The organism is Amycolatopsis sp. NPDC045836 (assembly GCF_056431745.1).
Map to the genome: position 1 here is coordinate 170,437 of NZ_JBWKKF010000012.1, position 26,451 is coordinate 196,887.

A 26,451-nucleotide genomic window follows, 5' to 3' on the forward strand; every position below is an offset into this window, starting at 1 on the left:
GCCGGCAAAGGAGCGCTGCGCGCGCGGCCTACCTGGGCAGCCGGCGCCAGACGGCTCGCGGCAGGTGACGCATGATCGCGAAGATCGGGCGCAGCACACCGGGCACCCACACCTCACCACGACCACGGCGCAGGGCCCGGACCGTCGCATCGGCCACCTGATCCGGCGTGCTCGAGAACGGTGCCGGGCTCATGCCCTCGGTCATCCTGCCGATCACAAAACCCGGCCGCACCAGCAGCAACCGCACCCCGCTGCCGGTCAGCGCATCGGCCAAGCCGCTCGCGAAGCCGTCGAGACCGGCCTTCGCCGAGCCGTAGACGTAGTTCGCCCGGCGCACGCGCACCCCGGCCACCGAGGAGAACACCACCAGGCTGCCGCTGCGCTGCGCCCGCAGCAGGTTCGCCAGTTCGGTCAGCACCGAGACGTGAGCCACGTAGTCGGTGTGGAGCACGGCGAGCGCGTGCTCGGCTTGAGCCTCCGCGCGGGCCTGGTCGCCGAGGACGCCGAAGGCGGTGACCACCACGTCCAGTTCGCCGTGCCGTTCGACGATGCCGTCGAGCACTTCGCGGTGCCGGGCCACGTCGTCGGCGTCGAACTCGACGCGGTCGACGGTGGTGGCACCGGCACGGCGCAGCGCGGCCTCCTGCTCATCGAGGTCCGCACTGCGCCGCGCCGCCAGTACCACCGTGCGGGCGCCGCCCGCGACCAGCCGTTCGGCGACCGCGAGGCCGATCTCACTGCGCCCGCCGAGGACCACCACTGTTCCGCTCACGCGGAGCAGTGTGCCGGATCAGGCGACGGCGGCCACGGGCGCGGTGGTCAGCGCCGGGGTGCCGGTCGGCACCGGCAGCGCGTGCCCGGGGATGCTGGTGTCCGCACCCGGCAGGATGCCGCGCACCAGGTAGTCCGCGCCGATCCGCTGCGCGTCGGCGTTGGTGGCTGAGAGCGGGTTGGCGAACACGCAGTGCTTGCCGGAGTCCCGTTCGGTCACCAGCACCGAGCCCGGCAGGGCCTGGTGCAGCTTCAGCGCCCCGGCGTACGGCGTGGCCGGGTCCTTCTCGGTCTGGAACAGCAGCGCCTTCGGCAGCCCCTTGCCGGTGATCTTCACCCGCGGCTCGGCGGGCGCCGGCCAGCTCTGGCACGCGGTGCTCGACCACATGTTGTACCAGGCGAACTGCGAGGTCTTGGCGACCTCGGCGGCCCGCGCCTCCCACACCGCCCGGTCGGCGGGCCACGGCGAGTCGACGCAGCTGACCGCGTTGAAGATGGCGGTGGCCTGTTCACCGGCTTCGGACGGCACCGGTGTGGCCCAGTCGAGCAGGGCCCGGTCGTCGCCGTCGTTGACGTAGTCGCTCAGCGCGTGCGCGAGCCCTTCCCAGCCCGCTTCGGCGTACATCGTGCCGAACACGGCGCCGAGCAGTTCGGACGCACCCACCTGGCCGTGCGGGTTCGCGCGGAACTCGGCCAGCGTCCGGTTCCACGCCGCCCGCGTCTGCTCGACGGTGCCGCCGAGCCCGAACACCTGGTCGTACTTCGCGATCCAGGCCAGCCAGTCCTCGACGCGCTGCTGCATGGCGGGCGACTGCGCGAAACCGGCCTCGTAGAACAGCTGCTCCGGTTCCGGGTTCATCAGGCCGTCGAGCACGATCCGGTCGATGCGGCCGGGGAACAGCTCGCCGTAGACCGGGCCGAGGTAGGAACCGTAGGAGAAGCCGAGGAACGAGATCTGCTCCTCACCGAGCCCGGCGCGCACGCGGTCCATGTCCCTGGCCACGTTCCGGGTGCCCAGGTGCGGCAGCACGTTCTTCAGCTGCTCGCCGCACTCCCGCGCGTACCCGCCCCACACCTTCCAGTACTCCGTGCGCGAGGCGGCGGCGTCCGGATCGGGCTGCGGGGCCTGGAAGTAGTCCGGTGGCACGCAGCTGATCGGCGAGCTGTGCTCGACCCCGCGCGGGTCCATGCCGATCAGGTCGTAGGTCTCGAGCACCTCCCGCGGCAGCCGCGTGGCTCCCGCGGCGTCCGGTTTGGCCAGCCTGCCGACGTACTCCGCCGCGCCACCACCGGGACCGCCCGGGTTGACGAACAGCGAACCCCGCCGCTTCGCCGGGTCCTTGGCCGGGACCTTCGACACCAGCAGCGACACCTGCTGCCCGAACGGCTTGCCGTAGTCCAGCGGCACCTGCACCGTGGTGCAGGTCATCGCCGGGTAGGCGGTGGCCAGGTCGGCCGGGCAGGCCCCGAAGGCCAGCCCCGGCTTGGCACCGGCGGGTGCGGCGAACCCGGTCACCACCCCGGCCGTCAACGCCACCGTCAGCACGACGGTGCGCAGCTTCCTCATCGAACCCCCAAAATTCATCAGCCGAACAGCCGGATGCTAACCAGCGCGCGGGCATCCGTCGGGGGTTTAACGGAGGGCTGAAAGCTAGGGGGATTCCGGGCGCGGCGGGCCCTGCTGGTCGGCGAGGAACTGCTCGAAGGCCGAGCCCAGTTCGTCGGCGGTGGGCATGTGCTCCACGGTCTCGGCGAGCAGGCTGTCCTTCTCGGCTTCCGCGTCGGCGAAGGTGTCGTACTGGCGTTCCAGCGCGCGCACCACGTCGGCCACCTCTTCGGACTCCTGGACCTGGCGGTCGATCTCGGCGTCGGTGGTGCGGGCCGATTCGCGCATGGCGTCCGCGGGCAGCGCCAGCCCGGTCGCGTCGGCGACGGCTTCGAGCAGGGTGAGCCCGGCGGCGGCGTAGGAGGCTTGCGCGAGGTAGTGCGGCACGTGCGCGGCGAAACCCATCGCGTCGTGACCGTGCTCACCGAGGCGCAGCTCCAGCAGCCCGGCGATGCTGCCCGGCACCTTGAGCCGGTCCGAGAGCGGCTGGTACCCGCCGACCAGTTCCGGCCGGGTCGCGTGCGCGGTCAGCCCGAGCGGCCGGGTGTGCGGCACGCCCATCGGGATGCCGTGGAAGCCCACGCTCAGCCGCACGCCCCAGCGCTGCACCAGCCGGCGCACCGCGGTGCAGAACAGCTCCCACTCCCGGTCCGGTTCGGGGCCGGTGAGCAGCAGGAACGGGGTGCCGTCGTGGTCGTGCAGCAGGTTGACCACCAGTTCCGGCGCCCGGTACTCCGCCCAGTGGTCGGTGACGTAGATCATCGGCGGGCGGCGGGCGCGGTAGTCGATCAGGCGGTCCACGTCGAACCGCGCGACCACCCGGTGCGCGAACTCGCCCAGCAGCTGCTCGGCCACCAGCCCGCCGGCCGAGCCGGCGTCGACGAACCCGTCGAAGTGGTGCAGGAGCACGGTCCCGGACAGGTCCGGGACATCGGAGTCCACCTCGTACAGTTCGTCCGGATCCAGCGCCACTACCGCCTCCTGCAACTCGTCTGCCGCCCGTTCCGGCTACAACGCCGAACGGTGGCCGGTTCATCCCACCCGGGCTCCAACCGCACCCGGCGGCGTCCAGCCTGCCAGGTCGCCCGCACCCCCCGAACCGGCCCCTACGCCGCCCGCACGGCGTGGGTAGGGGGTTGTCCGCCTCGACCCCGCCTGCCACTTTGAAGCCTGGTCACAGTATCCCCCTTGGCCAGCCAGTCCACCGATTTCGCGGGCGGAGAAAACACCGATGTCACTGACGGCCACACCCGGCGAAACCGCAACCACCGACCACCGGCACCCCACCGTCCGCCTGGCGAAGCTGCTGGACGAGGACTCGATCACCCCGTTGCAGCCCGCCGACGACAGCGGCGTGTTCTCCGTGCGCGGGCGCATCGACGGCGCCACGGTGATCGTCTACTGCACCGACGCGACCCGGATGGGCGGTTCGCTGGGGGCGGCGGGCGCGGACCACATCATCGCCGCCATCGAGACCGCGGTGCGCGAACGGCGGCCGGTGCTCGGGCTGTGGCACTCCGGTGGCGCGAAGCTGGCCGACGGCGTGGAGTCGATGGACGGCGTCGGGCGCATGTTCGCCGCGATGACCAGGGCGTCGGGCAAGGTCCCGCAGCTGTCCGTGGTGCTCGGGCCCGCCGCCGGAGCCGCCGCCTACGGGCCGGCGCTGACCGACGTGATCGTGATGGCCGAATCCGGGCGGGTCTTCGTGACCGGGCCGGACGTGGTGCGCAGCGTCACCGGCGAGCAGATCGACATGGCGGGGCTCGGCGGTCCGGAGGCCCACGGCAAGCGCTCCGGGGTGGTGCACGTGACCGTGCCCACCGAGGAGGACGCCTATGCCAGCGCGCGCAAGCTCACCGGTTACTTCACCCGGCCCGGGTTGTTCGACCTGGCCAAGGTTCAGGAACCACGCGACCTCAAGGCGTTCCTGCCGGAGTCGCCGCGGCGGGCGTACCCGGTGCACCCGCTGATCCGCGGGCTGCTCGACGACAACGACTTCACCGAGTTGCAGGCGAAGTGGGCGCCGAACGTGGTGATCGGCTTCGGGCGCCTCGGCGGGCGGTCGATCGGGGTCATCGCGAACAACCCGCTGCGCAAGGGCGGCTGTCTCGATTCGCTGTCCGCGGAGAAGGCTTCGCGGTTCGTGCGGCTGTGTGACGCCCTAGGGATTCCCCTAATCGTGCTCGTCGACGTCCCCGGTTACCTGCCGGGTGTCGGGCAGGAGTGGGACGGCGTCGTGCGGCGTGGCGCGAAGCTGCTGCACGCCTTCGCCGAGGCCGTCATCCCGCGCGTCACGCTCATCACGCGGAAGTCCTACGGCGGTGCCTACATCGCGATGAACTCGCGCTCTCTCGGTGCCACGGCGGTGTTCGCCTGGCCGGATGCCGAAGTGGCGGTGATGGGCGCGGAGGCCGCGGTGGGCATCCTGCACCGCAAGAAGCTGGCCGCCGCGGCCGAGCACGAACGCGAGGAGCTGAAGGCCGGGCTGGTGGCCGAACAGCAGCGGATCGCCGGTGGCGTGGGCCGGGCGATGGCGATCGGGGTGGTGGACGAAGTCATCGATCCGTCGAATACTCGAGCCAGGCTCGTCCAGGCGCTGGCCGCCGCGCCCGCCGGACGGGGACACCACGGGAACATCCCGCTCTGAGACTCGACCGAAGGGACGGAGCATGACCGCGAGTGCCGCCGAGGACTGGGTACGCCGGTTCCACCCCGCGCCTGCCGCCCCGCAACGGCTGCTGTGCCTGCCGCACGCGGGTGGCTCGGCCAGCTACTTCTTCCCGGTCTCGCGATCGCTGTCACCGGGCATCGAGGTGCTCGCCGTGCAGTACCCCGGCAGGCAGGACCGGCGCACGGAACCGCTGATCGACCGCATCGAGGTGCTCGCCGACCGGGTGACCGAGGCGATCGACGGCTGGACCGACCGGCCGCTGGCCATCTTCGGCCACAGCATGGGCGCCACGCTCGGCTTCGAGGTGGCGCGGCGGCTGGAGAAGCGCGGTGTGGTGCCGTCGGCGTTGTTCGCCTCGGGGCGCCGCGCCCCGTCCACCCACCGGGACGAGCGGTTCCACGAGGGTTCGGACGCCGAGCTGCTGGCCAACGTGCGCAGCCTGGCGGGCACGGAGCAGGCGCTGCTCGGGGACGACGAGATCGTGAAGATGGTGCTGCCCGCCATCCGCGCCGACTACCGCGCCGCCGAGACCTACCGCTACGCCGAGGGCCCGGACCTGAGCTGCCCGGTGTTCGCCATGGTCGGCGACGACGACCCCAAGGCGACGGTGGAGGAGGCCGCCGGGTGGGAACGGCACACCAGTGGGCCGTTCGAGCTGAAGGTCTTCCCCGGTGGCCACTTCTACCTGAACGAGCACTCCCCGGCGGTCATCGACACCATCTCGAAGCAGCTGAGTTCGAGCCGCATCTAGCGGCTGCGTCCGCGTTCGGGGAAAGCGCAGGACAGCGTTGGCGCTGTCCTGCGCCGGAGCCGGGAACTCAGGGGATGTGCAGGATGGCGTCCGCGCTGTCCACCAGTGCCTGGTCCAGTGGGAAGTAGCCCTGCGGCGGAGTGGTGTCGGTGCGGGTGCGGGCCGGGGCGACGGAGGTGGCCGGGAGCAGGCCCCACTCCGTGAACCGCAGGGTGCCTTCGTAGGTGTCCGCGGCGGGGTCGCCCAAGCCGATGGCGTCGCTGCGGCCCAGGCTGCCGGCGACGAAGGTGTACTCCGCACCGAGCAGCGCCGACACCACCGCACCGGCGCACGACCAGCTCACCGCCATCTCCGCCAGCTGCCAGATGCTCTGGTTCCGCTGCAGGTGCTGGTTGTGCGCGAACACCAGGGTCCCGCCGCGGCCGGTTTCGAGGTCACGCACGTCGAGCAGGTTCTGGGCCATGATGGCGTCCCGGACACCCGACAGCCGCGAGATCCGGTCGCCCTGGTCGGGGTTCGGCCGGGCGGACTCCCGGTGGTAGCGCAGCAGCGCGAGTCCCGCGGTGAGGTGGGTCCTGGCGCGGTTCCACGCGTCGCGGGACGTGGTGGTGATGAGTTCCGGTGCCCGCGCGTGGAGCGCGGTGAGCAGGTCGTCGGCGATGGTGGTCAGCCGGGCGGCTTCGGCGGTGGCGCCGACCGACTCGGCCGGGTCCAGGATCGCTTCGGTGCGGCTCCACCGGTCGTCGTCCCCGGCCAGGCTCGTCAGGTCGAGGTCGAGCCCGAGGTAGTCGCGGGCGTGTTCGAGGTAGGTCCGCGGGCTGGGCGCGCTCATCATCTCGGTCGGGGCGTCGAAACCGTGGAAGGTCAGGCGGTCGGCCGGTGACCGGTCCGCGTTGTACTCGCGCATCCACGTGACCAGCTGCCGATTGGGTTCGAGTTCTCCCAGCCCGTGCGAGAAGCCGTCGCGCAGCACCGCGTCGAGGTCGCCTTCTCCGCCTTGGACGTAGTCGTTCACCAGGAGCCCGGCGACCCGGTCGGACTCGACGGCGATCGACCGGAAACCGTGCCCGGTCAGCTGGGCGAGCAGTTCGTTGCGGACCCGGCCGAACGCCGGTTCCTGGTGCGTCGGTTCCCCGAAGGCGAGCAGGCGGCAGGACGGGGTGAGGAAGTTGTGGATCTGCTGAGTCATGAGCGTCAAGCGTATCGCTGAAAACTCAGTTGAGACTCCAAGACAGAACAGCCGACGAAATCGGGGTAAAGTCTCAAACCAGTGAGAAACCTGCGACCCGCCGACCTAGCCCGCGAGCACGGCCTTTCGACCCAGGCGGTGCGCAACTACGAGCAGGACGGCTGCCTCCCGCCCGCCGAACGCACCGCCAGCGGCTACCGCGTCTACACCGAGGTGCACGCCGCCGCGCTCCGCGCCTACCTCGCGCTCATCCGCGCCCACGGGCACGCGACCGCCGGCGAGATCATGCGGGCACTGCACCGCGGCGCCCTCGACGACGCGCTCACCGCCATCGACCGCGGGCACGCCCAGCTGCTGAAGGACCGCGAAACCCTCGACGCGGTCAGCACGGCCATCGGCCACCTCACCGATGCCGGGGTCCCGCCGCGAACCGGTACGTGGAACATCGGCGAACTCGCGCACCGGCTCCGCGTCACCCGGGCGACCCTGCGCAACTGGGAGCAGGCCGGCATCCTCACCCCCGTCCGGGACCCGGCCACCGGCTACCGCGTCTACCGCGCGGGCGACCTGCGCGACGCCGAACTCGCGCACCTGTTGCGGCGCGGGGGTTATCCGCTGGAGCACATCGCCGCCGTGGTGCGGCAGATCCGGACGGCCGGTGGCACGGACGAGCTTTCCCGCGCACTGGCGGACTGGCAGCGGAAGCTGACCGCGCAGGGCGTCGCGATGCTGGAGGCCGCCACGCGGGTGCACGGCTACCTGCGGCTAGCAGCGGTTTAGGGCAGCTTTGGGTGAAGACCCAACCATGTTGGCATGAACGATGTCGAGGAGCTGAAGCAGTTCGCCCTCGTGCACGCCAGGACGCAGGGCATCGCGCCCGAGCTGACCGAAGCGGTGCTCGGCCGGATCACCAGTGACGACGGGGACGCTCCCGGTTCGTGGACCGGAGAATGGTCCCGTGCGGCCGAAGCCAGCGAATCGCTGACCGAAGCGAGCCGGCTCTACACGATGGCGCGGTTCCCGTTCGTCGACGGGCCCGCGCGGCAGCAGGCGCTCGACCGGGCCGTGGACACCTTCGCCCGGTCCGGCCACGGCCTCGAACCGTTCCAAGTGGACACCCCAGCCGGGGTGATCCGCTGCTGGCGCGGCGGCATCGGGCCGCTCGTGCTGATCTCCGGGGGCATCGTCAGCATCAAGGAGCAGTGGGCGGGCCTGCTGCTCCAGCTGATCCAGGCCGGGTTGTCCGGGGTGGTCACCGAACTCCCCCGGACCGGCGGCAACTCGCTGCCCTACGACGACGGCAGCTGGCGGATGATCCCGGCGATCCTCGACGCGCTCGGCGCGGACGAGGCGTACGCGATGATGATGAGCTTCAGCGGTCACCTCGCCCTGCGCTGCGCGGCGCACGACCCGCGCATCGCGGGCATCCTCACCGTCGGTGCCCCGGTGCACGGGTTCTTCACCGACACCGCCTGGCAGCAGGCGCTGCCGCGCGTCACCGTCGACACGATCGTGCACCTGACCGGCGAGAAGCCCGAGGGCCTGGCCGACTGGGCGCTGACGCCCGGCGAACTCGCCTCGATCGACGTGCCGGTCGCCTACGTCGCCAGCAAGCGCGACGAAATCATCCCGCCGCGGGACATCGAGCTGCTTTCCACGCACGTGCGGCGGTTCGGCCTGCTGGAGCACGACGACGTGCACGGCTCCCCCGCCCACACCGCGCAGACCGGGGCGTGGCTGACCCGGTCCCTCCGGGCGATGACCGCCAAATGACTGAAAGGGCGTCCGTGAACGAGATCGCGATCGTCGGACTTTCCTGCCGCCTGCCGCAGGCGCCGGACCCCCAGCGCTTCTGGGCGCTGCTGCGGGACGGCGTGGACGCGATCACCACCGTGCCCGCCGATCGCTGGGACCAGGGCACCCCGGTGCCGCCGGGGGCCGACCGCGGCGGGTTCCTGGACGGGGTGGCCGATTTCGACGCCGCCTTCTTCGGCATCTCCCCCCGCGAAGCGGCGATCATGGACCCGCAGCAGCGGCTGGTGCTGGAGCTGGCGTGGGAGGCGCTGGAGGACGCCGGCATCGTGCCCGGCGACGTGCGCGGCACCGACGCGAGCGTGTTCCTCGGTGCCATCGGCGGTGACTACGGCACGCTCATGCAGCGCGCGGGGCTGATCAACCAGCACACCCTGACCGGCACGAACCGGGGCATCATCGCCAACCGCGTCTCCTACACCCTCGGCCTGCGCGGGCCTTCGGTGACCGTCGACTCCGCGCAGTCGTCTTCGCTGGTCGCCGTGCACCTGGCGGTCGAGAGCCTGCGCAACGGCGAAGCCACGCTCGCGCTCGCCGGTGGGGTGAACCTGAACCTGGCACCGGAGAGCACGCTGACCGCGGCCCAGTTCGGCGGGCTCTCCCCGAGTGGCCGGGCTTACACCTTCGACGCCCGTGCCGACGGTTACGTCCGCGGTGAGGGCGGCGGGCTGGTGGTGCTCAAGCCGCTGGCGCGGGCCATCGAGGACGGCGACCGGGTCTACGCGGTCATCCGCGGTGGCGCGGTCAACAACGACGGTGCCACCGACGGCCTCACCGTGCCGAACGCGCTCGCCCAGGAAGCGTTGCTGCGCAAGGCGTACCAGGTGTCGGCGGGGCTGCCGTCCTACATCGAGCTGCACGGCACCGGCACCCGGGTCGGTGATCCGATCGAGGCGCGGGCGCTGACCGCCGCGTTCGGGGAGCACCGGCTGCGGGTGGGTTCGGCCAAGACCAACGTCGGGCACCTGGAGGGCGCGGCGGGCATCGTCGGCCTGCTCAAGGTGGCGTTGAGCATCCACCACCGGGCGTTGCCGCCGAGCTTGAACTTCGCCGAACCCAATCCGGCGATCGACTTCGACCGCCTCGCCGTGCAACAGGAACTCGAGCCGTGGCACGGGCCGCGCGTGGCCGGGGTGAGTTCGTTCGGCATGGGCGGCACCAACTGCCACCTGGTGCTTTCCGAAGGACCGGAGCGCGTGGCGGCTTCTTCGCCCGCCACCGGTGTGGTTCCGGTGTTGCTTTCGGCAAAATCCGCTCCGGCGCTGCGGGCGCAGGCGGATCGGCTCGGTGATTTCGTCGACGACCAGAACATCGCGGATCTCGGTTTCTCGCTGGCACACACTCGTACGCACCACGAACACCGGGCTGTGGTGCTCGCGGAATCCGTCGAGGAATTGCGCGAGAACCTGAAGGTGCTGCGGCCGGGTGTGGCCGGGGAAGCGAAAGTCGCGTTCCTCTTCCCCGGCCAGGGCAGCCAGCGGGCGGGTGCCGGACGGGAACTCTACGACCGGTATCCGGTGTTCGCGACGGCCGTCGACGAGATCTGCGCGCGGTTCGACCACCACCTGGATCGGCCGCTGCGGGACATCATGTTCACCGACGCGGCGGCGCTCGGGCAGACCCGGTACACGCAGCCCGCGTTGTTCACCCTCGGTGTCGCGTTGTTCCGGCTGGCGGAGTCCTGGGGACTGCGCCCGGAGCTGCTGCTCGGGCATTCGATCGGCGAACTGGCCGCGGCCCACGCCGCCGGGGTGCTCACCCTGCCGGGCGCGTGCTCGCTGGTCGCCGCCCGCGGCCGGCTGATGCAGTCGGTGTCCGCCCGCGGCGCGATGGTTTCGTTCAAGGGCACCGAAGCCGAGGTGCGGGCGCTGCTCACCGGCGGGGTGGACGTCGCGGCGATCAACGGCCCCGATTCGGTGGTCCTGTCCGGCGACCACGACACCCTGCTCGAACTGGCCCGCACCTGGCGGGCCGGCGGCCGGAAAGCCAAGCAACTGCGGGTGAGCCACGCGTTCCACTCGCCGCAGATGGAAGCTGTGCTGGACGAATTCCGCGAATTGGCGGGCGGACTCAGTTTCGCGTCGTCCCGGCTGCCGATCGTTTCCAATCTGACCGGTGAACTCGCCACCGACGAGCAGTTGTGCTCACCCGGTTACTGGGCCGACCACATCCGGCACGCCGTGCGCTTCGCCGACGGCGTGCGGTTCCTGGCCGGCGCCGGGGTCACCAATTTTGTCGAACTGGGCCCGGACCCGGTGCTGTGCGGCATGGCCCGGGACACCGATTCCCGGATCACCACGGCGTCGATGCTGCGTGACGGTCGCCGCGAGGAGCGCACCTTCCTCAACGCGCTCGCTTCCGCGCACAATTCGGGGGCCGCGGTCGACTGGTCGCAGGCGTTCGGCAACGCCCGTCGCATCAGCCTGCCCACCTACGCCTTCCAGCGGGAACGCCACTGGTTCGGCGAGACCACCCGGCCGGCGATCGAGCGTGCCGAGACCTCGGCCGAGCAGGATCCGCTCGACCTGGTCCGCACCGCCATCGCCGCCGTTCTCGGGCACAGCACGACGGACTCGGTCGAGGCCGGCCACACCTTCAAGGAACTCGGCTTCGATTCGCTGACCGCCGTCGAACTGCGTGACCACCTCAGCACCGCGACCGGCCTGGACCTGCCCGCCGCGTTGATCTACCACCACCCCACCCCGGCCGCGCTCGCCCGCCACCTGCGGACGGCGGCGCAGGACGCGCCGGAGCCGGTGGAGGAGGTCCCGGCCGCGGTGTCCGGCGAGCCGATCGCCATCGTCGCGATGGGCTGCCGCTACCCCGGCGGCATCACCACACCCGACGAGCTGTGGCGGCTGGTCGCCGACGGCGTGGACGCGATCACCGAGTTCCCCGGCAACCGCGGCTGGGACCTCGGCGGTCTGTACGACCCGGACCCCGACCAGCCCGGCCGCTCCTACACCCGGCACGGCGGTTTCCTGCACGACGCCGACGCCTTCGACCCGGCGTTCTTCGGCATCAACGCCCGCGAGGCCGCCGCGATGGACCCGCAGCAGCGGCTGCTGCTGGAGACCTCGTGGGAGGCGATCGAGCGCGCGGGCATCGACCCGGCTTCGCTGCACGGCAGCGGCACCGGGGTGTTCATCGGCGCGATGGCGCAGGACTACGGGCCGCGGCTGCACGAAGGCACCGAGGGCGGCGGTTACCTGCTCACCGGGAACACCACCAGCGTCGCGTCCGGGCGCATCGCCTACACCTTCGGCTTCGGTGGCCCGGCGGTCACCGTGGACACCGCGTGCTCTTCGTCACTGGTGGCACTGCACCTGGCGGCGCAGGCGCTGCGGCACGGCGAGTGCTCGCTGGCGCTGGCCGGCGGCGCGGCGGTGATGGCGACGCCGGGCATGTTCGTCGAGTTCAGCCGTCAGCGCGGGCTGTCCGCCGACGGCCGGTGCAAGGCGTTCGCCGCGGGCGCGGACGGCACGGGCTGGGCCGAGGGCGCCGGGGTGCTGCTGCTCGAACGCCTTTCGGACGCGCGGCGGAACGGGCACCCGGTGCTCGGCCTGATCCGCGGCTCGGCGATCAACCAGGACGGCGCGTCCAACGGGCTGACCGCGCCCAACGGCCCGTCGCAGGAACGCGTCATCCGGGCGGCGCTGGCCGTGGCCGGACTGGAACCGGCCGAGGTGGACGCCGTGGAAGCCCACGGCACCGGCACCACCCTCGGTGACCCGATCGAAGCCGACGCGCTGCTCGCCACCTACGGGCAGGACCGGGCGGAACCGCTGCAACTGGGCTCGTTCAAGTCGAACATCGGCCACACCCAGGCGGCGGCCGGGGTCGGCGGTGTGATCAAGATGGTCATGGCCATGCGGCACGGGGTGCTGCCGAAAACCCTGCACGTCGACGCGCCTTCGCCGCACGTGAACTGGTCGTCGGGGGCCGTGGAGCTGCTGACCGAGCCGGTCGAGTGGCAGCGGGACCGCCCGCGCCGCGCCGGGGTGTCGTCGTTCGGCATCAGCGGCACGAACGCCCACCTCATCCTCGAACAGGCCCCCGAGACCGCCCCCGCCGAGCCCGCACCGGTGGCTCGCACGATTCCGTGGCTGCTCTCGGCCAAGACCGAAGGTGCGCTCCGGGAGCAGGCCGCGCGGCTGGCCGAGCACCCCGGCGGCCCCGCCGAGCTCGGCTTCTCACTGGCCACCACCCGGCCGTCGTTCGACCACCGCGCCGTGGTGCTCGGCGACGGTGAGCAGGAACTGAGGGCGAACCTGACGGCACTGGCGAACGGGACCGAGAACCCGCTGACGGTGCTCGGGAGCACCCGGCCGGCCGGGCGCACGGTGTTCGTCTTCCCGGGTCAGGGCTCGCAGTGGGCCGGCATGGCCACCGCGTTGCTCGACACCTCCCCGGTGTTCCGCACCCAGCTGGAAGCCTGCGCCGAGGCACTGGCCCCGCACACCGGCTTCTCCCTGCTGGACGTCCTGCGTGGGGGCGCGCCCATCGACCGCGTGGACCTGGTCCAGCCCGTGCTCTGGGCGGTGATGATCTCGCTGGCCGCGCTCTGGCGCTCGATCGGCGTCGAGCCGGACGCGGTGGTCGGCCATTCGCAGGGTGAGATCGCCGCCGCCCACGTCGCCGGGGCGCTGTCCCTCCAGGACTCGGCCCGCATCGCCGCGCTGCGCAGCAAGGCGATCGTCGCGCTGGCCGGGACCGGCGGCATGGTCTCGGTGCCACTGCCCGCCGCCGACACCGAACGGCTGCTGCGCCGCTGGCCGGACCGCATCCACGTGGCCGCGATCAACGGGCCCGGCTCGACGGTGGTCGCCGGGGAACCGGCCGCGCTCGGCGAACTGCTCGCCGACGAGGGCGTGCGCGCCCGCCGCATCCCGGTGGACTACGCCTCCCACACCCCGCACGTCGAAGCCATCCGCGAGGAGCTGCTCGACGCGCTCGCCGGGATCACCCCGCGCACCGCCGACATCGCGTTCTACTCGACCGTCACCGGTGAGCCGATCGACACCGCCGAACTGGACGCCGCCTACTGGTACCGCAACCTGCGCCGCCCGGTGCTGTTCGAACCGGCGATCCGGCGGCTCGCCGCCGACGGCCACCGGGTGTTCGTCGAATCGAGCGCGCACCCGGTGCTGACCAACGGCATCGGCGAGACGCTCGACGACACCGGCACGGTCACCGGCACCCTCCGCCGCGACGACGGCGGCTGGGACCGCTTCCTCAAGTCGGCCGCGCACCTGCACGTGGCGGGCGCCCGGATCGACTGGGCCGCGGTGTTCGACCCCGGGACCCGCACCATCGAGCTGCCCACCTACGCCTTCCAGCGGCAGCGGTACTGGCTGGACACCCCGGCCACCACCGCCGACCCGGCCGCCGCCGGACTGGACCCGGCCGGGCACCCGCTGCTCGGCGCCGCGGTCGCGTTCGCCGAGGAGGACCGGCTGGTGCTGACCGGGCGGCTGTCGCTGCGCACCCACCCGTGGCTGGCCGACCACGCCGTGCGCGGCACCGTCGTGCTGCCGGGCACCGCCTTCGTCGAACTCGCCCTGCACGCCGGTGAGCAGGCCGGATACCCCTCGCTGACCGAACTGACCCTGCGCGCGCCCCTGCTTCTGCCCGCAGAAGACGGCGTCCGGGTCCAGGTGGTGGTGCACGGCGAGGAGGTCCGGATCTTCTCCCGCACCGGTGCGCGGTGGACCCTGCACGCGACCGGGGTGCTCGGTGCGGAGGCGGACGGGGTCGCCGAGCTGACCGGGCCGTGGCCGCCCGCCGGGGCGGAGCCGGTCGACCTCGGCGGCAGCTACGACCGGCTCGCCGAACGCGGTTACGACTACGGCCCGGCCTTCCGCGGCCTGCGGTCGGCCTGGCGGCTCGGTACCGAGGTCTACGCCGAGGTCCGGCTGCCCGACCCCGCGGGCGCGGCCGGCTTCGGCCTCCACCCGGCCCTGCTCGACGCCGCGCTGCACGCGGTGGTCGGGCTGGTGCCGCTGTCCCACGGCGACGGGGAGATCCCGCTCCCCTTCTCCTGGGACGGTGTCCGGCTCGGCGCGGCGGGAGCCGCCGCGCTGCGTGTCCGCGTCGCCCCCCACGGCGCGGACCGGGTGGCACTCGCACTGGCGGACTCCTCGGGACTCCCGGTGGCGTCGGCCGATTCCCTGCTGCTGCGGCCGGTGCCGGCCGAGCTGCTCGCCAGTGCGGGTGCCACCCACCTCGACTCGCTGTACGCGGTGGACTGGGTGGAGGTCACCGGTGGACGGCCCGCGGAGGCGGTCACCTTCGGCGGTGCCGACGTGCACACCGTGACCGCGGCTGCCCTGGCGGCGGTCCAGGCGCACCTGCGGGCGGACACCGGCGACCCGCTGGTGATCGCGACCAGCGGGGCCGTCTCGACCCGGCCCGGTGAGGGCGTCGACGACCTGGGCGCGGCCGCGGTGTGGGGCCTGGTCCGGTCCGCCCAGACCGAGCACCCCGGCCGCTTCGTGCTGGTGGACACGGACGGGCCGGTGCTGGTCACCGGTGAGCCGCAGGTCGCCGTGCGCGGTGGTCGCGTGTTCGCGCCCCGGCTCGCCCGCACCGGGGCCGCGCCGGCGGACCGGGTGCTCGACCCGGACGGCACGGTGCTGATCACCGGCGGGACCGGGGTGCTCGGCGCCCTGGTCGCCCGGCACCTGGTGCACCGGCACGGGGTGCGCCGCCTGGTGCTGACCAGCCGCCGCGGGCACGCCCCCGAGCTGCAGGACGAACTCCGCGCGGCCGGTGCCGACGTGACCGTCACCGCCTGCGACGCCGCCGATCGGGAGGCGCTGGAGGAGTTGCTCGACGGCATCCCGTCGCTCACCGCGGTCTTCCACGCGGCGGGCGTGCTGGACGATTCCGTGATCACCGCTCTCGATCCGGAGCACCTGTCCTCGGTGTTGCGGCCCAAGGTGGACGCCGCGCTCCACCTGCACGAACTGACCGGGGACCTGGACGCGTTCGTGTTGTTCTCCTCGGTCACCGCCACCATCGGCAGCCCCGGTCAGGCGAACTACGCCGCGGCCAACGCCTTCCTCGACGGCCTGGCTCACCACCGCCACGCCCGCGGCCTGCCCGCGACCAGCCTCGCCTGGGGCCTGTGGGCCGAGAGCAGCGGCCTGACCAGCGCGATGAGCGCCGGCGACCGCGCCAGGATGGCCCGCACCGGCATCGCGCCGCTGCCCACCGAAGAGGGGCTGGCGCTGCTCGACGCCGCGCTCGGCAGCGACCGCCCCGCCCTCGTCCCGGCGAAGCTGGACCTGAGTTCCACCACCCTGCCGCCGCTGTTCCACGGCCTCCGCCGTCCCGTGCGCCGTCGTGTCGAGGACCAGCCGGAGACCGGTGGCTCGTGGACCGAGCGCATGCGGGCCCTCCCGGCCGCCGAACGCACCCGCGCGGTGACCGAACTGGTCCGCACGCAGGTCGCCGTGGTGCTCGGGCTGGACGCGAACGCCACCATCGAACCCGGACGGGCGTTCAAGGAACTGGGCTTCGACTCGCTCACCGCGGTCGAACTGCGCAACCGCCTCAACACCGCGACCGGGCTGCGCCTGCCGACCACGATGGTCTTCGACCACCCCAGCCCGGCGGCGCTGATCGAGTTCCTGCACACCGGGTTCGGCGGCCCGGCGAAGACCGGAGCACCCGCGGGCACCACGGCGGACACCGGTGAGCCGATCGCCATCGTCGCGATGGCCTGCCGCTACCCCGGCGGCGTGCGCACCCCCGAGGACCTGTGGCGGCTGGTCGCCGACGGCGTGGACGCGATCGCCGAGTTCCCCGCCGACCGCGGCTGGGACCTCGACCACCTCCACCACCCCGACCCCGAGCACCACGGCACCACGTACGCCGAGCACGGCGGCTTCCTCTACGACGCCGCCGAGTTCGACGCCGAGTTCTTCGGCATCAGCCCGCGCGAGGCGACCGCGACCGATCCGCAGCAGCGCCTGCTGCTGGAGACCGCGTGGGAAGCGTTCGAACGGGCCGGGATCTCGCCGGAAGCACTCCGCGGCAGTGACACCGGCGTGTTCGCCGGGGTGATGTACGACGACTACGGCACCCGGCTGGGCAGTGCGCCCGACGGTTACGAAGGTCACCTGCTCACCGGCAACACCACCAGCGTGGCGTCCGGCCGCATCGCCTACACCTTCGGGCTGGAGGGCCCGGCGGTCACCATCGACACCGCCTGCTCCTCCTCGCTGGTGGCCATGCACCTGGCGAGCCAGGCCCTGCGCAGCGGCGAGTGCTCGCTGGCGCTGGCCGGCGGGGTCACCGTGATGGCCACGCCGAACGTCTTCGTCGAGTTCAGCCGCCAGCGCGGGCTGTCCGCCGACGGCCGGTGCAAGCCGTTCGCCGCGGCCGCCGACGGCACGGGGTGGTCCGAAGGCGCCGGGCTGGTCCTGCTCGAACGCCTCTCCGACGCCCGGCGCCACGGCCGCCGCATCCTCGGTGTGCTGCGGGGCTCGGCGGTCAACCAGGACGGTGCGTCGAACGGGCTGACCTCGCCGAACGGGCCGTCGCAGCAGCGGGTCATCCGGCAGGCGCTGGCCAACGCCGGGCTCGAACCGGCCGAGGTGGACGCCGTGGAAGCCCACGGCACCGGCACCACCCTCGGCGACCCGATCGAGGCGCAAGCCCTGCTCGCGACCTACGGGCAGGACCGGGAGGAACCGCTGCGGCTCGGCTCGATCAAGTCGAACATCGGCCACACCCAGGCCGCCGCCGGGGTCGCCGGGGTCATCAAGATGGTGCAGGCCATGCGCCACGGCGTCCTGCCGCGATCCCTGCACGTGGACGCACCGTCCCCGCACGTCGACTGGTCGGCGGGCGCCGTCGAGCTGCTGACCGAGCCCGTCGGCTGGGACCGCGACCGGCCACGCCGGGCGGCGGTGTCCGCGTTCGGCATCAGCGGCACCAACGCGCACGTCATCCTCGAACAGGCCCCGGCCGACGACCACACCCCCGCGCCGCCGGGCCTGGTGCCGTGGGCGGTGTCGGCGGTCAACGAGCAGTCGTTGCGCGAGCAGGTGCGGCAGGTGCGGGCGCACGTGGCCGAACTGGCCGAGCCGGACCTGAACGGGATCGGCGCGGCGCTGGCCCGGCGGGCGGTGCTGCCGCACCGGGCGGTGGTGCTCGCCGCGGACCGCGAGGACTTCCTGCTCGGGCTGGATTCGATCGCCGCCGGGGAGCCCGCGTCGAACGCGGCGCTGGGCTCGGCCACCCCCGGCAAGACCGTCTTCGTGTTCCCCGGACAGGGGTCGCAGTGGGCGGGCATGGCGCTCGGCCTGCTGGAGCGCTCGCCGGTGTTCCGCGACCAGCTGACCGCCTGCGCCGACGCGCTGGCACCCCACATCGACTGGTCCCTCGAAGAAGCGCTTCGGGGTGAGGGCTTCGACCGGGTCGACGTGGTGCAGCCGGTGTTGTGGGCGGTGATGGTCTCGCTGGCGGCGCTGTGGCGGTCGATCGGCGTCGAACCGGACGCCGTCGCCGGGCATTCGCAGGGTGAGATCGCCGCCGCCCACGTCGCCGGAGCGCTGTCCCTCGAGGACTCCGCCCGCATCGTGGCACTGCGGAGCAAGGCGATCCGGGAGATCTCCGGACTGGGCGGCATGGTTTCGGTGCCGCTGGCCGCCGACGCCACCGAAGCGCTGCTGAGGGGCCGCGACGGTCTCGGCATCGCCGCGGTCAACGGCCCGTCGTCCACCGTGGTCTCCGGCGACGCCGCCGCACTCGACCAGTTGCTCGCCGACTGCGAAGGCAGTGACACCCGGGACACCCGGGACACCCGGGACATCCGGAACATCCGGGCCCGCCGCATCCCGGTGGACTACGCCTCACATTCGGTGCACGTCGAGGCGATCCGCGAACAGGTGCTCGCCGACTTGGCGCCCATCACCCCGCGCACCGCCGACATCGCGTTCTACTCGACCGTCACCGGTGAGCCGATCGACACCGCCGAACTGGACGCCGCCTACTGGTACCGCAACCTGCGCCAGCCGGTGCTGTTCGAACCGGCGACCCGCAAGCTCGCCGAGCACGGCCACCGCGTGTTCGTCGAAGCGAGCGCGCACCCGGTGCTGACCGTCGGTGTCCAGGGCACGCTCGACGCGCTGGAGACCGACGCCGTGGTGACCGGCACGCTGCGCCGGGACGAGGGCTGGGCCCGCTTCCTGGACTCGGCTGCCCGCGTGCACGTCCGCGGCACCACCGTGCGCTGGGACTTCGACGGCGTCCGCCCGGCCGAGGTGCCCACCTACGCCTTCCAGCGGCAGCGGTACTGGCTGGACGACCCCGGCCGCACCGGCGACGTGACCGCAGCCGGGCTCGACGCCACCGCGCACCCGCTGCTCGGCGCCACCGTGGAGCTCACCGACGGCGCGCTGGTGCTCACCGGGCGGCCGGACCCGCGGTCCCTGCCGTGGCTCGCCGACCACCGGGTGTTCGGCACCGTGTTGCTGCCGGGTGCCGCGTTCGCCGAGCTCGCGCTCGAAGCGGGCAGGCTCGCCGAATGCGAGCAGCTCGCCGAACTGACCCTGCACGCGCCGCTGGTGCTCACCGAGCACGCCCGGCAGTTGCGGGTCACCGTCGGCTCGCCGGACGAAGACGGCGGGCGGGCGGTCGAGATCCACTCGCGGGCAGACGGCGAGCCGTGGACCCGGCACGCCTCCGGGCAGCTCGCGGGCGAACCGGCCGAGCCCGGGTCCCTGCCGGCCTGGCCGCCGGAGCACGCCGAACCGATCGAGGCCGTCGAGCTGTACGAGAAGCTCGCGCTGCGGGGTTACGACTACGGTCCCGCCTTCCAGGGCGTGGTCGCCGCCTGGCGCGCCGGTGACGAGTTGTTCGCCGAGGTGCAGCTGCCGGAGGCACTGCAGGCGCAAGCGTTCGGCCTCCACCCGGCGCTGCTCGACGCCGCACTGCACACCGTCGCGCTGGCCGCCGACGACACCGAGGCGGGACAGGTGATGCTGCCGTTCTCGTGGTCGGGTGTGTCCCGGTTCACCACCGGCGCCACCGCGCTGCGGGTCCACGTCACCCGGCAGCGGGACACCTTCACGCTGCGGATGTCCACTCCGGACGACATTCCGGTGCTCCGCGTCGACGCACTGGTGACCAGGCCGATCGACGCGAGCAAGCTCCAGCGCGCCGAGCAGGAGCTGTATGCGGTCGAGTGGTCGCGGCTGTCGCCGGGCACCGAGCCCGCACCCGAGTACGAGGTCGTCGACTGCCTGCCCGGTGCGCACGGCGTGCCGGCCAACACGCACGAGGTCCTGGAGAACCTGGTCGTCGAGCTGCGGGAATGGCTGGCCGCCGAGCACACCGCGAAGCTGGTCGTCCGCACCCGGGGTGCGGTCACCCTGCCCGGTGAGGCCGTGGAGGACCTGGCGGGCGCAGCGGCGTGGGGCCTGGTGCGCTCCGCGCAGACCGAGCACCCGGGCCGGTTCGTGCTCGCCGACGTGCAGGACGCCACCACGGACGCGCTGAACGCCGCCGTCGCCTCCGGGGAACCCCAGCTCCTCGTGCGCGGGGACACCGCATACGTGCCGCGGCTGGTCAAGGCACCACCGGAACGGCCGGAGCTGGGCAGCACGGTGCTGCTCACCGGCGGCACCGGGGTGCTCGGCAGCCTGCTCGCCCGGCACCTGGTGAGCACCCACGGCGTGCGGCACCTGGTGCTGACCAGCCGTCGCGGCCCGGACGCACCCGGGGCGGCCGAACTGCGGGCCGAACTCACCGCGCTCGGCGCCGAAGTCGAGGTCGTCCGCTGCGACGCCGCCGACCGGCAGGCGCTCGAGGACCTGCTCGACGGCCTGCCCGGACTGACCGCCGTGGTGCACGCGGCGGGCGCGCTGGACGATTCCGTGATCACTGCTCTCGATTCAGAGCACCTGTTCACGGTGTTGCCGCCGAAGGTGGACGCCGCCTGGCACCTGCACGAACTGACCCAGGACCGCGAGCTGTCGGCGTTCGTCCTGTTCTCCTCGGTGGCCGGGGTGGCGGGCACCGCCGGGCAGGCCGCCTACGCCGCCGCGAACGCCTTCCTCGACGCGCTCGCCGCCCACCGCCGGGACCTCGGCCTGCCCGGCAGCAGCCTCGCCTGGGGGTACTGGGCCGAGGAGACCGGCATGACCGGGCACCTCACCGACGCCGACCGCCGCCGCCTCGCCCAGAGCGGCTTCGCCCCGATGACCACCGCCGAGGGCCTGGCGTTGTTCGACTCGGTGCGGCACGGCGTGCGGGTGCCCGCCCGGCTCGACCTCGCCGCCCTGCGTGGCCGGGCCGCGGCGGGCTCGCTGCCACCGCTGTTCGCCGGTCTCGTCCGCGCCCCGGCCCGCCGGGTCACCACCGGACTGGCCCAGCGCCTGGCCGAGGCCGAGCCCGCCGAGCGGCTCAAGCTGCTGACCGAACTGGTCCGCACGCACGCGGCCGCCGTGCTCGGGCACGCCGGTGCCCAGCAGGTCCCGGCCGACCGGGCGTTCAAGGACCTCGGCTTCGACTCGCTCACCTCGGTCGAACTCCGCAACCGGCTCGGCGAGGCGGCGGGCACGCGCCTGCCCGCGACGCTGGTGTTCGACCACCCGACCCCGCAGGCCGTCGCCGGATTCCTGCGCGACCACCTCGGCGGCACCCGCGCCGGCCGTACCCGGGTCAAGGCGAGCACCGGCCACGACGAGCCGATCGCCATCGTCGCGATGGGCTGCCGCTTCCCCGGCGGGGTGCGTTCCCCCGAGGACCTGTGGCGGCTGGTCGACGCGGGCACCGACGCGATCTCCGAGTTCCCGGTCAACCGCGGCTGGGACCTGGACCGGTTGTACGACCCCGACCCGGACGCGCAGGGCACCTCGTACGTGCGGCACGGCGGCTTCCTGCACGACGCCGACGAGTTCGACCCCGAGTTCTTCGGCATCAGCCCGCGTGAGGCGTCCGCCACCGACCCCCAGCAGCGGCTGCTGCTGGAGACCGCGTGGGAGACCTTCGAACGCGCCGGCCTCGACCCGGCCGCGCTGCGGGGCAGCGACACGGGGGTGTTCGCCGGGATCATGTACGACGACTACGCCTCCCGGCTGCTGGAGAACCCGCCGAAGGACGTCGAGGGTTACCTGGTCAGCGGCAGCGCGGGCAGCGTGGCATCGGGCCGCGTCGCCTACACCTTCGGGCTGGAGGGTCCGGCGGTCACCGTCGACACCGCGTGCTCCTCGTCGCTGGTCGCCGTCCACCTCGCGGCGCAGGCGCTGCGCAACGGCGAATGCTCGCTGGCGCTCGCCGGTGGCGTGACCGTGATGGCGACCCCGGCGGTGTTCGTCGAGTTCAGCCGCCAGCGCGGGCTCTCGGCCGACGGCCGGTGCAAGTCGTTCGCCGCGGGCGCGAACGGTGCCGCGTGGAGCGAAGGCGCCGGGTTGCTCCTGCTCGAACGGCTCTCCGGCGCCCAGCGCAACGGGCACCAGGTGCTCGGGGTGATCCGGGGCAGCGCGGTCAACCAGGACGGCACGAGCAACGGTCTCACCGCGCCCAACGGCCCGTCCCAGGAACGCGTGATCCGGCAGGCACTGGCGAACGCCGGACTGGAACCGGCCGAAGTGGACGCCGTGGAAGCCCACGGCACCGGCACCACCCTCGGCGATCCCATCGAAGCGCAAGCCCTGCTCGCGACCTACGGGCAGGACCGGGAGGAACCGCTGCGGCTCGGCTCGATCAAGTCGAACATCGGCCACACCCAGGCCGCCGCCGGGGTCGCCGGGATCATCAAGATGGTGCAGGCCATGCGCCACGGCGTCCTGCCGCGATCCCTGCACGTGGACGCACCGTCCCCGCACGTCGACTGGTCCACCGGAGCCGTCGAGCTGCTGACCGAGCCCGTCGGCTGGGACCGCGACCGGCCACGCCGCGCCGGGGTGTCGTCGTTCGGCATCAGCGGCACCAACGCGCACCTGATCCTCGAACAGGCCCCGGAAACCCCGGAACCACCGGCGGCGGAACACGACGGCCCGCTGCCGTTCGTGGTCACCGCCAGAACCGACGCCGCCGTGCGTGAACAGGCCGCCCGTCTCGCGGGCGACCTGGACGGCAAGTCGCTCACCGACGTCGCGCATTCGCTGCTCACCACCCGCCCGCGGCTCGACCGGGGTGCCGTGGTGGTGGCCGCCGACCGCGAGGAACTGCGAGCCGGCCTGGCCGAGCTCGGCGCGACCGTGGCCAGGGCGGACGAGGGCGGGATGGCGTTCCTGTTCACCGGTCAGGGCGCCCAGCGGCCGGGCATGGGCCGCGACCTGTACGAGCACTTCCCGCGGTTCGCCGAAGCGCTGGACGCCGCCTGCGCCCACCTGGACGCCGAACTCGGCCGTCCACTGAAGACGGTCATGTTCACCGGCGACGAACTGGATCGCACCGGCTACACCCAGCCCGCGTTGTTCGCCGTGGAAGTGGCGCTCTACCGGTTGTACGAATCGCTCGGCGTCCAGCCGTCGCACGTGGTGGGCCACTCCATCGGCGAGCTGGCGGCGGCCCACGTCGCCGGGGTGCTGTCGCTGGCCGACGCCTGCCGCCTGGTCGCCGCCCGCGGGCGCCTGATGCAGGGGCTCCGGGACGACGGCGGCATGGCGGCGATCGAGGCCACCGAAGCCGAAGTGCTCGCGTCGCTGCGGGGCAACGTGTCGATCGCCGCGCTGAACGGGCCGTCCGCCACGGTGATCAGCGGGGACCGCGACGCCGTGCTCGACCTCGCCGCCACCTGGAAGGCACAGGGCCGCCGGAGCACCCGCCTGCGGGTGAGCCACGCCTTCCACTCGCCCCACATGGACGGCATGCTCGACGAGTTCCGGCGGGTCGCGGAAACCCTGACCTACCACGAACCGCGGCTCCCGGTGGTCTCGAACCTCACCGGTGACCTGGCCGCGGCCGAACTCCGCGACCCCGGGTACTGGGTGCGGCACGTGCGGCACGCGGTCCGGTTCGCCGACGGCATGCGGCGGCTGCACGAACTCGGCGTGCGCACCTTCGTCGAACTGGGACCGCAGCACACGCTCACCGCGATGGGCGCCGACTGCGTGCCGGACGGCGAGCTGTTCGCCACCCTGCGCTCCGACCGCGCCGAGGAACGCGCCTTCCTGGCCGCACTCGGCCGGGTGCACCTGCGGGGCACCGCCGTCGACTGGAGCGCGTTGTTCACCGGGCGGCGGGTCGACCTGCCGACCTACGCCTTCCAGCGGCAGCGGTACTGGCTGGACCAGCCGGACGGCGGCGCTGACGTGACCGCCGCCGGACTGGGCACCAGCGAGCACCCGCTGCTGGGTGCGGCGGTCACCCTGGCCGGCGGCCGGGGCCTGCTCTGCACCGGGCGGCTGGCCCGCCGGTCGTGGCTGGCCGAGCACACCATCGACGGCACCGTGCTGCTGCCGGGGACCGCGCTGGTCGAACTGGCGCTGCACGCCGGTGAGCAAGCGGGCCTGCCCGAACTGGCGGAACTGACCGTCCAGGCGCCGCTGGTGCTCCCGGAGACCGGTGCCGTGCAGCTCCAGGTCGCGGTGCACGACCAGACCGTCACCATCCACTCGCGCACGGCCGGCGACTGGACCCAGCACGCCGAAGGCACCCTCCGCGCCCCGGTCACCACACCGGCGACGTGGGAGATGCCCGCCGGCGCCACCGAGGTCGAGCTCGGCGACGTCTACGGCCGCCTCGCCGCGCAGGGTTACGAGTACGGCCCGGCCTTCCAGTGCCTCGGCCCGGTGTGGGAATTCGACGGCGAGCGGTTCGCCGAGTTGCACCTCGACGCCGATCCCGCCGGGCACGGCATCCACCCGGCGCTGCTCGACTCCGCGTTCCACCTGCTGGCGCTGGACACCACGGAAACCCGGGTGCCGTTCGCCTGGCGCGACGTCGCCCTGCACGCGACCGGGGCGAGCTCACTGCGCATCCGGCTGCGGCCCACGGGTGACGGCGCGTACGAGCTCAGCGCGGCCGACCCGGCCGGGCAGCCGGTGCTCACGGTCGGCGCGCTGGAAACCCGTCCGGTTCGGACGTCGAAGCGCCTGGACCTGTTCCGGGTCGACTGGGCACCGGCCCCGCAGCTGCCCACCGAGGACACCGACGTGCTGCGGGCCGAGGGCACCGACGTGCACCAGGCCACCTGGCGGGTCGCCACCGCGCTCCAGCAGCACCTGGCCGAGGACACCGGCCGCAAGCTGACCGTGGTCACCAGCGCGGGTGAACTGGCCGGCGCAGCCGTCCGCGGCCTGGTCCGGGCCGCCCAGCGCGAGCACGGCGACCGGTTCTGCCTGATCGACACCGACGACCCGGCCGCCACCCCGCCGAGCGGGGCCCCCGAACTGCGGGTGCGCCGGGGTGAGGTGCAGGTGCCCCGCCTGGTCCGGGCCACCGCGAACGGGCGCGCGCTCGATCCCGAAGGCACCGTCCTGCTCACCGGTGGCACCGGTGCCCTCGGCCAGCACCTCGCCCGGCACCTGGTGACCCGCCACGGGATCCGGCACCTGCTGCTGGTCAGCCGCCGCGGTGGGCAGGCACCGGCCGACCTCGGGCCGGACGCGCGGGTGGTCGCCTGCGACGCCGCCGACCGGGACGCGCTCGCCCGCGTGCTCGCGGACATCCCCGCCGAACACCCGCTCACCGCCGTGGTCCACGCCGCCGGGGTGCTCGACGACGCCGTGCTGACCTCGCTCACCGAAGCGCAGTGGCACGCGGTCGCCCGGCCCAAGATCACCGCCGCGGCGAACCTGCACGAGCTGACCCGCGGCCTGGGCCTCGACGCCTTCGTGTTGTTCTCCTCGATCGCGGGCACGCTGGGCAGCGCGGGCCAGGCCGCCTACGCCGCGGCGAACGCCTACCTCGACGAACTGGCCCGCCACCGGCAGGCGGCCGGGCTGCCCGCGGTGTCGCTGGCCTGGGGCCTGTGGGCGGGCAGCGGCGGCATGACCGAATCGCTGTCCGCGGTGGGCGTCGCACGGCTGGCCAAGCTCGGCGTCGCGCCCCTGCTGCCCGGTGACGCGCTCGCCTTGTTCGACGCGGCGCTGGGCGGTGAGCACCCGGCGCTGGTGGCGGCGAAGCTGGACTTCACCGCCGACCACCCGCTCTACCGCGGTGTGCCGCGCCGGCCGGTGCGCCGGGCCGCGGCGGAAGCACCGGCGCTGTCCGGGCTGTCCGGGCCCGAACAGCGCAGGCGGCTGCTGGACCTGGTCACCACCACGGTGGCCGAGGTGCTCGGGCACGCCGGAACGGACGGCATCGACGCCGACCGCGGCCTGCTCGCGATGGGCTTCGACTCGCTGACCGCGGTGGAGCTCCGCAACCGCCTCGCCGCCGAAACCGGGCTGCGGCTGCCGTCCACCCTGGTGTTCAACCACCCGACCCCCGGCGCGATCGCCGAATACCTGCGGGCCGAACTGGCGCCGGCGGACGAGGTCGACCGGCTGGCGGCGGAACTGGCCGCGATGGACCCGGCACGCCAGGCCGAGGTGACCGCGCGGCTGGCGGAACTGGTGCAGAAGTGGGGCAAGAACGGTACGGGCAACGGTGCCTCGGCCGACCTCGATTCGCTGAGCGACGACGAACTCTTCGACGCTCTCGACGAAGAACTGGGACAGAGGGGCAACGGGAGAAGATGACGACCG

At 73.1% G+C, this 26,451-nt stretch carries 9 protein-coding genes; 5 read left to right on the forward strand and 4 right to left on the reverse strand.

All coding sequences use genetic code 11. From position 1 onward, the window contains the following. Window positions 1-28: 28 nt before the first annotated feature. The 3 genes from AC07EG_RS23730 to AC07EG_RS23740 form a co-directional block, all read right to left on the reverse strand. Window positions 29-772 (reverse strand): SDR family NAD(P)-dependent oxidoreductase, encoded by a 744-nt coding sequence (locus tag AC07EG_RS23730; protein ID WP_478255351.1) that lies wholly within the window; start codon window positions 770-772, stop codon window positions 29-31. An 18-nt stretch (window positions 773-790) separates the two neighbouring features. Continuing rightward, complete coding sequence (locus tag AC07EG_RS23735; protein ID WP_478255352.1) at window positions 791-2,338, reverse strand: alpha/beta hydrolase; 1,548 nt, start codon at window positions 2,336-2,338, stop codon at window positions 791-793. An 84-nt stretch (window positions 2,339-2,422) separates the two neighbouring features. Next, a complete protein-coding gene (locus AC07EG_RS23740) occupies window positions 2,423-3,349 on the reverse strand; it encodes a proteasome assembly chaperone family protein (protein WP_478255353.1) in 927 nt (308 codons plus the stop codon). A 259-nt stretch (window positions 3,350-3,608) separates the two neighbouring features. Here AC07EG_RS23740 and AC07EG_RS23745 point away from each other — a divergent pair, with 259 nt between their 5' ends. Continuing rightward, window positions 3,609-5,024, forward strand: coding sequence for an acyl-CoA carboxylase subunit beta (locus tag AC07EG_RS23745; protein ID WP_478255354.1), 1,416 nt, complete (start codon window positions 3,609-3,611; stop codon window positions 5,022-5,024). A 22-nt stretch (window positions 5,025-5,046) separates the two neighbouring features. After that, window positions 5,047-5,799 carry a thioesterase II family protein gene (locus AC07EG_RS23750; protein WP_478255355.1) on the forward strand — a complete coding sequence of 251 codons (753 nt, stop codon included), beginning with the start codon at window positions 5,047-5,049 and terminating at the stop codon, window positions 5,797-5,799. A gap of 67 nt (window positions 5,800-5,866) precedes the next feature. Here the strand turns inward: AC07EG_RS23750 and AC07EG_RS23755 are convergent, their stop codons facing one another. Then, window positions 5,867-6,988, reverse strand: a complete 1,122-nt coding sequence (locus AC07EG_RS23755) for an erythromycin esterase family protein (RefSeq protein WP_478255356.1) — start codon at window positions 6,986-6,988, stop codon at window positions 5,867-5,869. 81 nt (window positions 6,989-7,069) lie between these two features. Between AC07EG_RS23755 and AC07EG_RS23760 the strand changes: the two genes are divergently transcribed. The 3 genes from AC07EG_RS23760 to AC07EG_RS23770 are packed head-to-tail and all read left to right on the forward strand — an operon-like array spanning window position 7,070 to window position 26,445. After that, on the forward strand, window positions 7,070-7,768 hold the full coding sequence (locus tag AC07EG_RS23760; protein ID WP_478255357.1) for a TioE family transcriptional regulator: 699 nt from the start codon (window positions 7,070-7,072) through the stop codon (window positions 7,766-7,768). A gap of 33 nt (window positions 7,769-7,801) precedes the next feature. Further along, window positions 7,802-8,761 (forward strand): alpha/beta hydrolase family protein, encoded by a 960-nt coding sequence (locus AC07EG_RS23765; RefSeq protein ID WP_478255358.1) that lies wholly within the window; start codon window positions 7,802-7,804, stop codon window positions 8,759-8,761. Beyond that, window positions 8,758-26,445: an SDR family NAD(P)-dependent oxidoreductase gene (locus AC07EG_RS23770; RefSeq protein WP_478255359.1), complete on the forward strand. Its 17,688-nt coding sequence runs from the start codon at window positions 8,758-8,760 to the stop codon at window positions 26,443-26,445. The genes AC07EG_RS23765 and AC07EG_RS23770 overlap by 4 nt, the downstream gene beginning before the upstream one ends. Window positions 26,446-26,451: the final 6 nt, after the last annotated feature.